This window comes from Micromonospora sp. NPDC048947, from assembly GCF_040649495.1.
GTDB lineage: Bacteria > Actinomycetota > Actinomycetes > Mycobacteriales > Micromonosporaceae > Micromonospora > Micromonospora alfalfae.
The window spans coordinates 35,277-48,563 of sequence record NZ_JBEZFO010000021.1; the positions used below are offsets into that span (position 1 = coordinate 35,277).

15 protein-coding genes are annotated in these 13,287 nt (G+C 72.6%); 5 read left to right on the forward strand and 10 right to left on the reverse strand.

Features of this window, described 5'->3' with window-relative positions:
* Positions 1-56 precede the first annotated feature (56 nt).
* Positions 57-1,511 (reverse strand): glycoside hydrolase family 3 N-terminal domain-containing protein, encoded by a 1,455-nt coding sequence (locus tag AB0B98_RS26420; protein ID WP_357366122.1) that lies wholly within the window; start codon positions 1,509-1,511, stop codon positions 57-59.
* A gap of 169 nt (positions 1,512-1,680) precedes the next feature.
* Here AB0B98_RS26420 and AB0B98_RS26425 point away from each other — a divergent pair, with 169 nt between their 5' ends.
* Positions 1,681-2,856 carry an ROK family transcriptional regulator gene (locus AB0B98_RS26425; protein WP_238670961.1) on the forward strand — a complete coding sequence of 392 codons (1,176 nt, stop codon included), beginning with the start codon at positions 1,681-1,683 and terminating at the stop codon, positions 2,854-2,856.
* Between the two features lie 120 nt (positions 2,857-2,976).
* On the opposite strand, the gene AB0B98_RS26430 is transcribed toward AB0B98_RS26425, so the two are convergent.
* Positions 2,977-3,987, reverse strand: coding sequence for an ABC transporter permease subunit (locus tag AB0B98_RS26430; RefSeq protein WP_357366124.1), 1,011 nt, complete (start codon positions 3,985-3,987; stop codon positions 2,977-2,979).
* A complete protein-coding gene (locus AB0B98_RS26435) occupies positions 3,984-4,982 on the reverse strand; it encodes an ATP-binding cassette domain-containing protein (protein ID WP_357366126.1) in 999 nt (332 codons plus the stop codon). The genes AB0B98_RS26430 and AB0B98_RS26435 overlap by 4 nt, the downstream gene beginning before the upstream one ends.
* 131 nt (positions 4,983-5,113) lie before the next feature.
* On the opposite strand from AB0B98_RS26435, the gene AB0B98_RS26440 reads away from it, so the two are divergent.
* Positions 5,114-5,956 carry an ABC transporter ATP-binding protein gene (locus AB0B98_RS26440; RefSeq protein WP_091397101.1) on the forward strand — a complete coding sequence of 281 codons (843 nt, stop codon included), beginning with the start codon at positions 5,114-5,116 and terminating at the stop codon, positions 5,954-5,956.
* A 23-nt stretch (positions 5,957-5,979) separates the two neighbouring features.
* Positions 5,980-6,876, forward strand: a complete 897-nt coding sequence (locus tag AB0B98_RS26445) for a ribokinase (protein ID WP_238670964.1) — start codon at positions 5,980-5,982, stop codon at positions 6,874-6,876.
* A gap of 45 nt (positions 6,877-6,921) precedes the next feature.
* Here the strand turns inward: AB0B98_RS26445 and AB0B98_RS26450 are convergent, their stop codons facing one another.
* The 4 genes from AB0B98_RS26450 to AB0B98_RS26465 all read right to left on the reverse strand — a co-directional run bounded on the left by AB0B98_RS26450 (position 6,922) and on the right by AB0B98_RS26465 (position 9,433).
* Positions 6,922-7,650: a hypothetical protein gene (locus tag AB0B98_RS26450; protein WP_357366128.1), complete on the reverse strand. Its 729-nt coding sequence runs from the start codon at positions 7,648-7,650 to the stop codon at positions 6,922-6,924.
* Between the two features lie 47 nt (positions 7,651-7,697).
* Positions 7,698-8,087 (reverse strand): hypothetical protein, encoded by a 390-nt coding sequence (locus tag AB0B98_RS26455; protein WP_357366130.1) that lies wholly within the window; start codon positions 8,085-8,087, stop codon positions 7,698-7,700.
* The gene (locus tag AB0B98_RS26460; protein ID WP_357366132.1) at positions 8,084-8,566 is read right to left on the reverse strand and encodes a DUF6232 family protein; all 483 of its coding nucleotides are present in this window, start codon (positions 8,564-8,566) and stop codon (positions 8,084-8,086) included. The genes AB0B98_RS26455 and AB0B98_RS26460 overlap by 4 nt, the downstream gene beginning before the upstream one ends.
* Positions 8,567-8,953: 387 nt before the next feature.
* Positions 8,954-9,433: a DUF6232 family protein gene (locus AB0B98_RS26465; RefSeq protein ID WP_238670968.1), complete on the reverse strand. Its 480-nt coding sequence runs from the start codon at positions 9,431-9,433 to the stop codon at positions 8,954-8,956.
* Between the two features lie 98 nt (positions 9,434-9,531).
* Here AB0B98_RS26465 and AB0B98_RS26470 point away from each other — a divergent pair, with 98 nt between their 5' ends.
* Together AB0B98_RS26470 and AB0B98_RS26475 are read left to right on the forward strand one after the other, a co-directional pair.
* Entirely contained in the window at positions 9,532-10,305 is a 774-nt protein-coding gene (locus tag AB0B98_RS26470; RefSeq protein ID WP_238670969.1) for an enoyl-CoA hydratase-related protein, read from the forward strand.
* 150 nt (positions 10,306-10,455) lie between these two features.
* On the forward strand, positions 10,456-12,078 hold the full coding sequence (locus tag AB0B98_RS26475; protein WP_357366135.1) for an acetolactate synthase: 1,623 nt from the start codon (positions 10,456-10,458) through the stop codon (positions 12,076-12,078).
* A gap of 48 nt (positions 12,079-12,126) precedes the next feature.
* On the opposite strand, the gene AB0B98_RS26480 is transcribed toward AB0B98_RS26475, so the two are convergent.
* The 3 genes from AB0B98_RS26480 to AB0B98_RS26490 are packed head-to-tail and all read right to left on the reverse strand — an operon-like array spanning position 12,127 to position 13,259.
* Positions 12,127-12,537 (reverse strand): PLD nuclease N-terminal domain-containing protein, encoded by a 411-nt coding sequence (locus AB0B98_RS26480; protein ID WP_357366137.1) that lies wholly within the window; start codon positions 12,535-12,537, stop codon positions 12,127-12,129.
* 27 nt (positions 12,538-12,564) lie between these two features.
* Complete coding sequence (locus AB0B98_RS26485; protein WP_238670972.1) at positions 12,565-12,870, reverse strand: DUF202 domain-containing protein; 306 nt, start codon at positions 12,868-12,870, stop codon at positions 12,565-12,567.
* Positions 12,867-13,259 carry a DUF202 domain-containing protein gene (locus tag AB0B98_RS26490; protein WP_238671081.1) on the reverse strand — a complete coding sequence of 131 codons (393 nt, stop codon included), beginning with the start codon at positions 13,257-13,259 and terminating at the stop codon, positions 12,867-12,869. The genes AB0B98_RS26485 and AB0B98_RS26490 overlap by 4 nt, the downstream gene beginning before the upstream one ends.
* Between the last annotated feature and the right edge of the window lie 28 nt (positions 13,260-13,287).

The window sequence follows — 13,287 nt, forward strand, 5'->3', positions numbered from 1 at the left end:
GCGCTGGAGCGCGACGCCCGGCCGAGCGTTTCCGCCCGGCCGGAGAGCGCCGTGGCTCAGCCGGCCAGACCGAGCACCTCGGCCGCTGCGCGACCGTTGGCGTGGCTCGCGCCGTAGGTGGTGACGAAGGCGCGGACGCCTGCCGGCCGCCACTGTGCCGGCCAGCCCATCTCCACCACTGTCACGGGGTGCTGGGCGGCCAGGTCGGCGATCAGCTCCGGGCCGCCGGGTAGCCGGTGCAGGTGTCGCCCGACCAGCACGATGGGACGGTCGCCCGCCAATCCGCGCAGCGTGTCCGGGTCGGTCTCCGCGGCGATCACCCGGATCTCCGGCACCCCGTCCAGGTGCGGACCGAGGCCCCACGGCACCCGACCCTCGGCGATCGTCGACTCGGTGTGCAGTTGCACCACCAGTGGCTGCTCCAGGCCGGTGAGCAGGCCGTCCACCCGGACCGCCCGGCGCGCCGCCGCGTACCCCAGCTCGGTGTCGCCGGTGACCGGCGACCCGCTGGCGGCCCGGGTCCAGGCGGCGAGATCGGCGGCGCGGCCGGCCGCCTCCTCGACCCGCGCCCTCGCCAGCCGGCCGTCGGCGAGCGCGTCGACGATCTCGGCGGCCACCCGCTCGACCAGTTCGGCGTCCACCTTCGCGCCGATGCAGAGCAGGTCGGCACCCGCGCTCAGGGCCCGGACCGCAGCTGGCCCGACCCCGCCGGCGGCCACCGCGGCACCCTTCATCTCCAGCGCGTCGGTGATGACGGTGCCGGTGAAGCCGTACTCGGTGCGCAGCAGGTCGACAAGGACGGCCCGGCTGAAGGTGGCCGGGTCGGCGCCGGTGAGCGCCGGCACCCGGATGTGCGCGGTCATCACGGCCCGCGCCCCGGCGGCGACGACTGCCGCGAACGGCGGTAGGTCCCGCTGGCGGAGCAGGCCCAGCGGGGCGTCCACTGTGGGCAGTTCGTGGTGGGAGTCGGTGACCGTGGCGCCGTGCCCGGGGAAGTGCTTGGCGCAGGCGGCCACGCCGGCAGCCTGCAACCCGGCCACGGCGGCGGCCGAGTGGGCGGCCACCCGCACCGGATCCGCGCCGAAGGACCGGGTGCCGATCACCGGGTTGTCGTCGGCGGTGTTGACGTCGACAGTGGGGGCGAGGTTGACAGTGATGCCGAGCGCGGCCAGTTCGGCGCCGATCGACTGGTAGACCCGTCGGGTGAGCGCCACGTCGCCGATCGCACCGAGGGCGGCGTTACCGGGGTACGGGCTGCCGGTGGCGTGCGCCAGCCGGGTCACGTCGCCACCCTCCTCGTCGATCGCGATCAGCGCGTCGGGTCGACCGGCGCGCAGCGCTGCGGTGCTCGCCGCCACCTGCGCGGGGTCGTGCACGTTGGTGCCGAACAGGGTGTGCCCGGCCAGCCCGTCGGCCAGCAGGTCGACCGCCCAGTCGGGCGGGACCGGTCCCGGGTACGCGGCCAGCAGCGTGCCCAGCGCGAGCCGGCGCAGTCCTGGATCCAACCCCACGTGATCTTCCCCCTTCGGTGCCCCGCGGGTACGAAACGTCGTACCGGTGGTGGTCCTGGCCCTGCCGACTTGGCGGAGCGTCCCACAGTCGAGTGGCCGTTACGCTACGGCTACCCGTTCGCAGGTAGGTTTACAGTTAGCAAAGTTTACTAAAACTAGAGGACGTGTCATGAGTGCGACCCGGCTGCCCGGCACCCCCCGTCTGTTGCGGGCGCTCAACGACCGTGCCGCGCTGGAACTGCTCCTCGAACGCGGCCCGCTGACCCGGGCTCGACTCGGCGAGCTGACCGGGCTGTCGAAGGTCACCGCCTCGCAACTGGTGGAGCGGCTGGAGGAGCGCGGTCTCGTCGCGCGGGTCGGCGAGCAGGCCGGCGGGCGGGGGCCGAACGCCCAGCTCTACGCCGTCCGCCCGGGCAGCGCGCACGTGGTCGGCGTGGACGTCGGGCCGGACCGGGTGGTGGCCGCCTGCGCCGACATCACCGGTGCGGTCATCGGCCGGGTGGAGCAGTCGACCCGGGACACCGACGACCCGGTGGGCGTGGTGCACAACGCCGTCGTGCAGGCGGCGAGCAGCGCCCAGGCGCAGCTGAGCAGCGTACGACGGATCGTGCTCGGTACGCCGGGCCTGGTCGACCCCGGCACCGGCGACATCACCTTCGCCTTCAATCTGCCGCGCTGGCACAGCGGTCTGCTCGCCGCGTTGCGGGACGACCTGCACACACCGGTGGTCTTCGAGAACGACGTCAACCTGGCCGCGGTGGCCGAGGCGCAGTCCGGCGCAGCGCAGGGGTTGTCGGACTTCGTGCTGGTCTGGGTGGGCGCCGGCGTCGGTCTGGCGATCATGCTGGGCGGGCGGTTGCACCACGGCAGCAGCGGCGCGGCCGGCGAGATCGGCTACCTGCCGGTGCCCGGCGCGCCCATTCCGCGCGACGTCTCCCGTCGTGCCAAGCCGGCCTTTCAGCAGCTGATCGGTGCGGACTCGGTGCGCGCTGTGGCCCGCGAGCACGGCTACCCGGACGCCGACGCCGCCGAGGCGGTCCGCGCGGCCGTCGCGGCCGGTGCCGACGGTGGTCCGATGCTCGACGAACTGGCCCGTCGGCTCGCGCTCGGCGTGGCCAGCACCTGCGTGGTGCTGGACCCACCGCTGGTAGTGCTCGCCGGTGAGGTCGGCCAGGCCGGCGGCGCGGCACTCGCCGACCGGGTGCAGCAGGAGGTCGCGGCGATCACCCTGGTCCAGCCGCGAGTGGTGCCGACCGGGCTGACCGAGGAGCCGATCCTGCACGGCGCGCTGCGCACCGCCCTGGACGCGGTACGCGACGAGGTGTTCGGCTCCACCGTCGGCTGAGCCCGTCGCGGCGGTCACGTGAAGGAATATTTCACCGCTACATGGTGAGTCGCAAGCTCTTGCCGGTTCCGGCCCGCCGGGGGAGCCCGAGGGCCGCGTCAGCCCCCGGCGGACCGCAACTCAGATCAGGTCGCGGCGACGGAACACGGCGAACGCCGCCGCGGTCAGCCCGCCGGTCACCGCGACCAGCACCAGCAGCGCCGGGCCCCAGGTCAGGCTGTAGAGGCCCGAGCAGTAGCCGGTACCCGAGGTGCCGGCACAGAGCCGCGGGTCGAAGAACCGCGACTCGCCACTGAGCCACGCCCCGATGTAGCTGGAGAGCATCAGTTGGTCCGACCGTCGGACGTCGATGATCTGCAACACCAGACGACCGCCCAACTCCCACACCACCGCGTACGCCGCCACCGCCCCCAGCGCCGCAGAGGTGTGCCGACCCAGCGTGGCGATCGCGAAGCCCACAGCCGAGGCCAGCAGCACCAACACCAGGCCCCGGCCGTGCACCGCACCGAGCGAACGCCAGAAGCCGTCGTCGAGCCGGCCCGGCAACCCGGCGCTCTGCCCGATCATCCAGAACGTGGCGAGGTAGGCCACCGACGCCAGCAGGGACAGCACCAGCACCGAGCCCAGCAGGGTGCCCAACTTCGCCGCGAGCACAGTCAACCGGCGCGGTCGCCAGAGCAGCAGATTCACCACACCGCCCGAGTTCAGATCCGCGCCGATGTAGGAGGCGCCGACCAGGAACCCGAACAGCACCAGGAACGCGATCAGGAAATGGAGCAACGACTCGGCCTGCTCAGCGAAGCTGAACACCCCCGGCAGGAAGTCGGCGGCGATCGGCAGCCGGTCCTGCCGGATCGGGTCGAGGTCCGCGCAGTCGGCGAAATACTCGCTCGTGTCGGTCGGCGACCTTTCCTGCAGGCGGGCCAGGCACTCCTGGTGCGTGGTCTCCATACTCCGTCGCGCGTCGACGGCCTGCTGCCGCGCCGAGTTCAGTTCACTGGCGGTCGGCTTGTGGGAACCGGCCAGCGTGGTCGCCGCCGTGACGGCGAACGCCAACACCAAAAGGACGACCATGAGCTGCACGAAGCGACGCGCGGACAGCCGCTCCAACTCGGCACGCACCAGGTTCACGCTTCCACTCCCCGATCGAGGTCGATCACAGCTTCGCCCTGCGGCAGCGACGAGTCGCCGACCTGCCGGGGCACCGACGGATGCTCGTACGCGTCGGTCAGCTCCAGGAAGACGCTCTCCAGATCCGGCCGCAGCGGCGTCAGCTCGCCCACCCACAGACCCTGCTCACCGAGCACCCGGCTGACCACCGTCGGGTCGTCCACCCCGCTCACCACCAACGCCCCGCCGTCCACGACCGCCGTCAGTTCGGCCGCGTGCAGCAGCTCGACGGCCCGCTCCGGCTCGGCCACCCGCACCAGGAACTCGTGCCGGTCGTGGCCCGCCAGCACCTCGTCGACCCGACCGGTAGCGACCCGCCGCCCCCGGGAGATGATCGTGACGTGGTCACAGATCAGCTGGATCTCGCCCAGGATGTGACTGGACACCAGCACTGTCACCCCGTTGGCCGCCAGCGACCGCGTCAGGTCGCGCATCTCCCGGATGCCCGCCGGGTCCAGCCCGTTCGCCGGCTCGTCCAGGATCAGCAACCGCGGGTCCTTCAACAGCGCGGACGCCACCGCCAGACGCTGCTTCATGCCCAGCGAATAGCCCTTCACCCGCTCATCGCCCCGGTCGTACAGGCCCACCAGATCCAGCACCTCGTCAACCCGCGAGACCGGCACCCCACCGGCGCGGGCCAACAACCGCAGCGTGCGGTGGCCGGTGAAGTTGCCGAAGAACTGCGGGCTCTCCACGATTGCGCCGACCTGACCCGCCACCCGGGGCAGCAGCTCCGGCGACGGCTGGCCGAGCACCGTCATCCGGCCGCTGTCGGCGCGTACCAGCCCGAGCAGGGCACGCAGGGTGGTGGTCTTGCCCGAGCCGTTGGGGCCCAGGAAACCGTGGACCTGGCCCGCCTCGACCAGCAGGTCGAACCCGTCCACCGCCACCCGTCGGCCGCTGCGCAGGCTGTGGAAGGTCTTGCGCAGACCCTCGATCTCGATGACCGCGCTCATCCGCGCGGCTCCGTACGTGGGCGGGGCATGGGCCGTCCTTCGGGCTTGGTGATCAACGACACGGCGCTTCACCCTATGGCTGAGGTGCCGCCCATGGGGGGCACCGAGGCGCTGCGTGGTTGGATGGTGTGGTGACTGGTGACCTGATCCCCGGCGCTGCCGGCGCCGCGCCTGCCGCCGCTTTCGTGGACCCGGATCTGGTGGTCAGCCTCGACGGCGTCGGCGTACGCCGCTCTGGCACCGCCCTCCTACAGGACCTGACCTGGCGCGTCGAACTGGACGAGCGGTGGGTCGTGCTCGGCTCCAACGGTGCCGGCAAAACCACTCTGCTCAACCTCGCCGCCGGTCGGCTGCACCCCACCACTGGTGTCGCGCACGTGCTCGGCGAGCGGATCGGCCGCACCGACGTCAACGAGCTGCGTACCCGGATCGGGCTCACCACCGCCGCGATCGCCGAGCGGCTGCCCGCCGACGAGCGGGTCAGCGACGTGGTGGTGACCGCCGCCTGGTCGGTGGTCGGCCGTTGGCGGGAGAACTACGACCGTGGCGACGAGGCGCGGGCGCGGGCACTGCTGAGTCAACTCGGCGTCGGTGGGCTCGCCGAACGCCGCTACGGGACCCTCTCCGAGGGTGAGCGCAAGCGGGTGCAGATCGCCCGTGCCCTGATGACCGACCCGGAGCTGCTGCTGCTCGACGAGCCCGCGGCCGGGCTCGACCTGGGCGGTCGGGAAGACCTGGTCGCCCGTCTGGCCGAGCTGGCGTACGACCCGGACGCCCCGGCGATGGTGCTGGTCACCCACCACGTCGAGGAGATCCCGCCCGGGTTCACCCACGCGATGCTGCTGCGCGAGGGTGGGGTGGTCGCCCAGGGCCTGCTCGCCGAGACGCTGACCGGTGACAACCTCTCCAAGACCTTCGGGCTGCCACTTGTGGTCGAGCGGTCGGGCGACCGCTTCACGGCTCGCGCCGCCTGAGCGCCGGACAGGCGGAGACGGTCGTGCCGCAGACCCGGGTTGCCGTGGTGGGCAGCGCCAACATGGACCTGGTCGCGATGGCACCCGCGCTGCCTCGACAGGGCGAGACCATGCTCGGCACCGACTTCGTGATGGTGCCCGGCGGCAAGGGCGCCAACCAGGCCGTGGCCGCGGTCCGGGCCGGCGCCTCCTGCGCCTTCCTCGGCGCGATCGGCTCGGACGCCTTCGGCGTCACCCTCAAGGCCCGCATCACCGCGGCCGGCGTGGACACCAGTCAGCTTCGGGTGGTCTACGGCGCCTCCGGAGTGGCGCTGGTGATGGTCAACGCCCAGGGGGAGAACGCCATAGTGGTCACCCCGGGCGCGAACGACGCCCTGGTCGGCCTCACCGAGGAGGAGTTGACCACTGTGCGTGCGGCGGACGTCCTCGTCGCCCAACTGGAGATCCCGGTGCAGACCGTGGCGGCCGCCGCGGTGGCCGCCCGCGAGGCCGGCACCAGGGTCATCCTGAACGCCGCACCGGCGCGGGACCTCCCACCCGAGTTGCTCGCCGCCGTGGACCTGCTGGTAGTCAACGAGGGTGAGGCGCAGGCGCTCGCCGGCCGGGGTCGGGAGGAGCCGCGCGCGCTGCTCGACCTGACCCCCCGGGCCGTGCTCACTCTTGGCGGTGAGGGCGCCTGGTACGTCGACCGGGACGGCACCGAGGTGCACGTGCCGGCGGTACCTGTCGACGTGGTCGACTCCACCGCCGCCGGTGACGCGTTCACCGCCGCGCTGGCCGTCGGCTGGGGCGAAGGGCGCGACCTGGTCGATGCGGTGCGCTGGGCGTCGGCGGCCGGCGCTGCCTGCGTTCGCAAGCTCGGGGCCTCGGTGGCGCTACCGCAACGCGCCGAGATCGACGAGCTGTACGTACCTGCCTGACCGCACCCGCAGCACACCGGCCGGCTCGCCCGTGCGGGCCGGTCGTCAGGCGACGGGCTCGTCGGTGAGCTTCTCGCCGCGTCGGCGCAGCATGCCCAACCCGGGGATGCCGGCCACGGCGAGCTTCAGGTCGCGGGTCACGTCCAGCAGGTCGTGCAGGTCCGGCCCGACCCGGTCCAGCGTGGCCAGGATCGGCAGGATGTCCGCCGTCAGGTGTTCCTTGAGCTTCGGCAACTCGTCGATCAGGTGGATCGCCGCGCTGATCTCCTCGTGGCTCAGCTCCTCCACGAACCGCCCGGCCATCGGCGCGGCCCGGCGCAACGCCGGCTCGTACGCCGCCAGCAGTTCTGCCGCCGTGGCGGCGGCCTCCGTCGCGGTGCCCACCGTGGTGGCAGCGCGGTTCGCGACCCGGTCGGCCTCCGCGACCACAGTGCCTACCACCCGGGAGACCCGGTCGGCCTCGGCGACCACCACTGCGGCGGCGGTGGCCACCTCGGTCGCGGTGTCGATGGCGGTGGTCGCGGCGGCGCTGATGACTGCCACCTCGCGGACCGCGGCCTCGGCGTCGGTGAGCACCTGATCGGTCCGATCCAGTGTCGTTTCGATCCGGTCGACCACGCCGTTGATCCGGGCCAGCAGCACCTCCACCCCGTCCAGTACGGCGAACGCGCGGGCGGGCACGGCCGCCATCGAGGCCGCGGAGCCGAGCGCCTGGTCGAGAGCGGAGCGGGTCAGGCCTACCACGGCGGCCGGGGTGGGGAGGGGAATCGCCATGGGGTCAAGTGTGCGTCGGCCGCACCACAACCGCCCGACGGAGCCGGTCAGCGGGGCCGTCGACCGGCGGTGGCGGCGCGGGCCACCCGCAGCGCCCACCAGATCAGCGGCACCTGCAACGGCACCCTGCCGTACGCGATGGCCCGCTTCGTCGGGCGGCGCTCGCGCCAGTCCACTGCCATCTTCACGTTCGCCGGTAGGACGGCGACGAAGAGTGCGGCGGCGGCCCGACCGCCGGCCCGCCGGGTGGCCGGGTTCGCGACCGTCGCCGCCACCGCCAGTTCGGCGACGCCGCTGGCGTACGTCCAGAATCGGGGCGGGCCGGGCAACGCGCGCGGCACGATCGGGTCGTAGACGCCGGGTCGCAGCAGGTGGGTGACGCCGGCCGCCGCGAGCAGGCCGGCCAGCGCGACTGCCTCGCCGCGACGGGTGGTCATCGATGGTCCCCCTGCTGTTCGACGGCGCGCTGCACGGCCCGGTAGATCTGCCCGAACCGTAGCGCGTCCGGGGTGCGCACCAGCAGATCCTCCCGGCCGTGGTGCTGCACCCACAGCTCGTGCACGTGGCTGCCGCGTTCGTAGGAGCGGTCCAGCCAGCCGAGGGGGATCTCCAGGAACGGCAGCGACACCAGCGCCCCGACCGCGCAGCCGGCGAGGATGATCAGCGCCAGTTGCCAGTTGCCCCGATCCTGAGCCGACCAGGCCAGCGACAGCACGCAGACCACGGCGACCAGCGGCGGCAGCGAGAGCAGCAGTACCAGGACACCGCGCCCCAGCACACGGCCGCGCACGGCGAGAGTTTTCTGCCCCCGGGCGTGCCAGACGAACGTCACGTCAGACAGGGCGATCACCTGACCGCCCGCCCGGATCGACTCGGAGGTCACCTGCACCGCGTCGTCCCGGTAATAGAGGGTCATCACTAAGCCTAACCACCGCCAGGCAAACCTCGCCTCGCGCGGACCACGGCGCTTGGCCTTCTTCGCAGAAGATCGGCGCCTCCTCACAGAGGATCCGACGGGCCGCCCGACGGTAGCGGTGGTGTTGCGGCGGTCCTTTGGAGCTGAATCGTCTGCGACATCGCGCGTCCGCCGCGCCCCGCCGGGCCGTGGCCTTGCGAACTGCGGCGGTACGGCACAGCGGCACCGCAGGCCCTCGGTCCGATTCGTTTTCGATATCAGCTCCAAAGGCGCTGCGGGAACGTTGCGCCCGCCCGCCCCCTGAGGGAACGCCGCGCCCGCTGTGCCGGTCTCACCGGTGGGGACCGGCCCTCGGTCAGGTCGGGACGTGCGGCGGAACCAGGCTGACTAGCGGCGGGTGCCGGGGCGGGCCGGTTGGCTGTGCTCCACCGCGCGCTGCACCGCCCGGTAGATCTGCCCGAAGCGCAGCGCGTCACCGGTGCGCAGCAGACGCACCGGCTGACCCCGCCAACGGGCCCAGATCTCCAGTTGGCGGCTGCCCCGGGCGTACGAGCGGTCCAGGTGTTCGAAGAGGAAGTCGGCGACCGGCCCGACGGCCAACCCGACCAGCACCGACGCGCCGACTATCGCGATCGTCACTGTGGGTGAGCGGTGAAGCCAGACGGCCACACCGATGCCGAGCACCGCGGCGACCAGTGGGCCGGCGAGCGCGGCACCGATCGCACCCCGCCCCACCAGCACGCGCCAGGAACGGGTGCCACGGCGGTGCCAGATCATTGTGATGTCGGCTAGCTGGTAGCTGCGACCGTCGACACGGAGGGTGGTGGAGGTGACCTGCACCGACTTGTCGTCGTAATACGTGATCATGGCTGGACTCCCGCCCACGGGGCTGACACCACACTACTTACCCAAACGAGCCGGGTCGTAAGGTTGGCACGCGACTTCGACGAGGAAGTGAGGGCAGCGTGGGCGAGTTCGTTCGGCTGGAGACCACTGACGGCATCGGCACGATCCGGCTGGAACGGCCGCCGATGAACGCGCTCAACACCCAGGTGCAGGAGGAGTTGCGCGCCGCCGCCACGGCGGCCACCGCCGACCCCGAGGTCCGCGCCGTCATCGTGTACGGCGGGGAGAAGGTCTTCGCCGCCGGCGCCGACATCAAGCAGATGGCCGACATGTCCTACGTGGACATGGCCGACCGGGCGGCGAACCTGTCCAGCGCGCTCGGCGCGATCGCCCGGATCCCCAAGCCGGTGGTCGCCGCGATCACCGGGTACGCCCTGGGTGGCGGCTGTGAACTGGCGTTGGCCTGTGACTGGCGGGTGGTCGCCGAGGACGCCAAGCTCGGCCAGCCGGAGATCAAGCTGGGCATCATCCCGGGTGCCGGCGGCACCCAGCGGCTGGCCCGCCTGGTCGGCCCGGCCCGGGCCAAGGACCTGATCATGTCGGGGCGGATGGTGGACGCGCAGGAAGCGCTGCGCATCGGCCTGGCCGACCGGGTCGTCCCGGCCGCCGAGGTGTACGACACCGCCGTCGCGCTGATCACCCCGTACCTGACCGGGCCGGTGCAGGCGCTGCGCGCGGCGAAGCTGGCTGTCGACGGTGGCCTGGACATGGACCTGAACTCGGGCCTGGCCTGGGAGAGTCAGCTCTTCGCGGCGCTGTTCGCCACCGACGACCGGCGCGAGGGCATGGCGGCCTTCGTCGAGAAGCGCAAGCCGCGCTTCACCGGCCGCTGATCCGGCACCGCCCGACCCGGGCCGCTGATCCGACACCGTCCCCCCCGGCGGCGCCCTGACCTTGGCAACGTCCGGTGGCCGGGGCCACGGTCGCAGGGCCATGTGACTGGCCGGTAACCTGTGATCCCGGCCACGGACGATGGGAGCGACATGACGGAGCGGATCGAGGGTCACGGCGGCGAGTTGGCGCTCGCGGCACTACGCGCGCACGGCGTACGGGAGATGTTCACGCTGTCCGGAGGGCACGTCTTCCCGCTCTACGACGCCGCGTACAAGACCGACTTCCCGATCTACGACGTCCGGCACGAGCAGTCCGCGGTCTTCGCCGCCGAGGCGGTGGCCAAGCTCCAGCGCCGCCCCGGCCTCGCCGTGCTCACCGCCGGGCCCGGTGTCACAAACGGCATCTCCGGCATGACCAGCGCGTTCTTCAACGCCTCGCCGGTGCTGGTGCTCGGTGGGCGCGCGCCCGCGTTCCGCTGGGGCTCGGGCAGCCTCCAGGAGATGGACCACCTGCCGCTGGTCGCCCCGGTCACCAAACACGCCGAAACGGTGTTCAGCACCGACGACATCCCGCGTGCGGTGGGTGCGGCGCTGAACGCGGCGCTCACCCCGCACCGCGGCCCGGCCTTCCTCGACTTCCCGCTGGAGACGGTCTTCTCGGTCGCCGAGACCGACCTGCCCGCCGTGACGGGCGTCGACCCGGTCGTACCGGACCCGGAGGAGGTCGGCCGCGCGGCGATGCTCATCGCCGGTGCGCAGCGGCCGGTCATCATCGCCGGCTCCGACGTGTACGCGGGCGACGCGGTCGCCGCGCTGCGCGAGGCGGCCGAGGCGTTGCAGGTGCCGGTCTTTACCAACGGCATGGGTCGCGGCTCGCTCCCGCCGGAGCACCCGCTGGCGTTCGCCAAGGCCCGACGGGCTGCGCTCTCCGGCGCCGACGTGGTCGTGGTGGTGGGCACCCCGCTGGACTTCCGGCTCAGCTTCGGTGACTTCGGTGACGCCAAGGTGGTGCACATCGTCGACGCCCCCAGCCAGCGGGCGACGCACGTCCAGCCGGCCGTCGCGCCCGCCGGTGACCTGCGCCTGATCCTCTCCGCGCTGGCCGATCACTCCGGCGATCGGGCCGACCACGCCGACTGGATCGCCGACCTGCGCGTCGCCGAGGACGCGGCGAAGGCTCGGGACGCCGCGGAGATGGCCGCCGAGACCGACCCGATCCGACCGGCCCGGATCTACGGCGAGCTGCGTCGGGCGCTCGCCCCGGACGCGATCACCATCGGCGACGGCGGCGACTTCGTGTCGTACGCCGGACGGTACCTGGAGCCGGCCCAGCCCGGCACGTGGCTGGACCCGGGCCCGTACGGCTGCCTGGGCACCGGCATGGGTTACGCGATGGGCGCCCGGGTCAGTCACCCGGACCGGCAGATCTGCGTGCTGATGGGCGACGGCGCGGCCGGCTTCTCGCTGATGGACGTCGAGTCGCTGGTCCGCCAGAAGCTGCCGGTGGTGATCGTCGTCGGCAACAACGGCATCTGGGGGCTGGAGAAGCACCCGATGCGGGCCATGTACGGCTACGACGTGGCCGCCGACCTCCAGCCGGAGCTGCGCTACGACACCGTGGTCAGCGCGCTCGGCGGGGCGGGGGAGACGGTCGCCAAGGCGGCCGACCTGGGCCCGGCGCTCCAGCGGGCGTTCGACTCCGGAGTGCCGTACCTGGTGAACGTGCTCACCGACCCGACCGACGCGTACCCCCGGTCGTCGAACCTGGCCTGAGTCGCACCCGCCGCCGCCGTCGCTCCTGCGCCGGCGGCGGCGGCGCGTTCACACCTCCGGTCGGTCGCCCTCCCGCGGCGGCTCACCGTCGCGGCGGCGAAGGTCGTCCTCGCGTCGCCGCAGGTCTTCCTCCCAGCGTTGGAACAGCTCCTGGTCCTGCTGCTGGGCGCGTTCCTCGACGGAGCGCAGGAACTCCGGGTCGTCGTCGGGGGCCACCGGCCGTGGGCGCTGCCGCTCGCCGCCGCCGCCCGACCAGCCGTTGCGCACGCCGGGGCTGGGCTCCCGGCCGACGATGAACCAGGCGATCGAGCCGACCAGCGGGAAGAACAAGATGATCAGCACCCAGGCGATCCGGGGAAGGGCACGGATCTTGCCCTCCTCGGCGGAGAGGCAGCTGATCAGCGCGCAGACGGCGAGGACAATCTGCACCAGGAAGAGGAGTACGCCAAGCCGGGCCATGCACCCATGATGACGCACCGGCGCGCGTCACCACAGTCCGCGCAGCACCAGCAGCACTCCCAGTGACGCCAGCACCACAGTGCCCACGGTGACCAGGGGAAGTGTCCGGCCGCCGGTGCGGGCCGGACCGGTGCCGGTGCCCCGTGGCCAGCAGAGCACCAGCAGGGCGCCCCACACCAGAACGGTGCCACCGGCGATCAGCGCACCGGTCGGGTCGCCGGTCGACGCCAGCCGGACGGCGAGCACCGTCACCACTGTCACCGTGAGCAGGGTGCGCCGCCAGGCCAGCCGGGTCCGCTCCGGTTGCAGCCCCGGGTCGCGTCCGGCGCTCACCGCCCGCCGACCGCCCGCATCAGGACGGCGGCGACCAGCAGCAACGCGCCGACGCCGACGGCGAGCGCCAGGATGGCGGGGAACCGGGACGCCGGCAGCTCCTGGCCGAGCCGGATGGCCCGCTCGGTACGCGCCCAGTGGTCCACCGCGCGGACCGCGACCGCCGCGCCGAGCAGCAGCAGCGCCACCGCGATCACCTCGCGCAGGTGACTCATCGGCAGGGGCGGCAGGAACTGCGCGGCGGCCAATCCGCCTCCGACCAGCGCCAGACCGGTGCGCAGCCAGGCGAGGAAGGTCCGTTCGTTGGCCAGCGAGAAACGGTAGTCAGGTGTCTCACCGACCGAGCCCAGCTCCGCCGGGTCGAACCACCGCTTGATCGCCTCCCACACAGTGGGAGAATATCCGCTTCCCATTCCG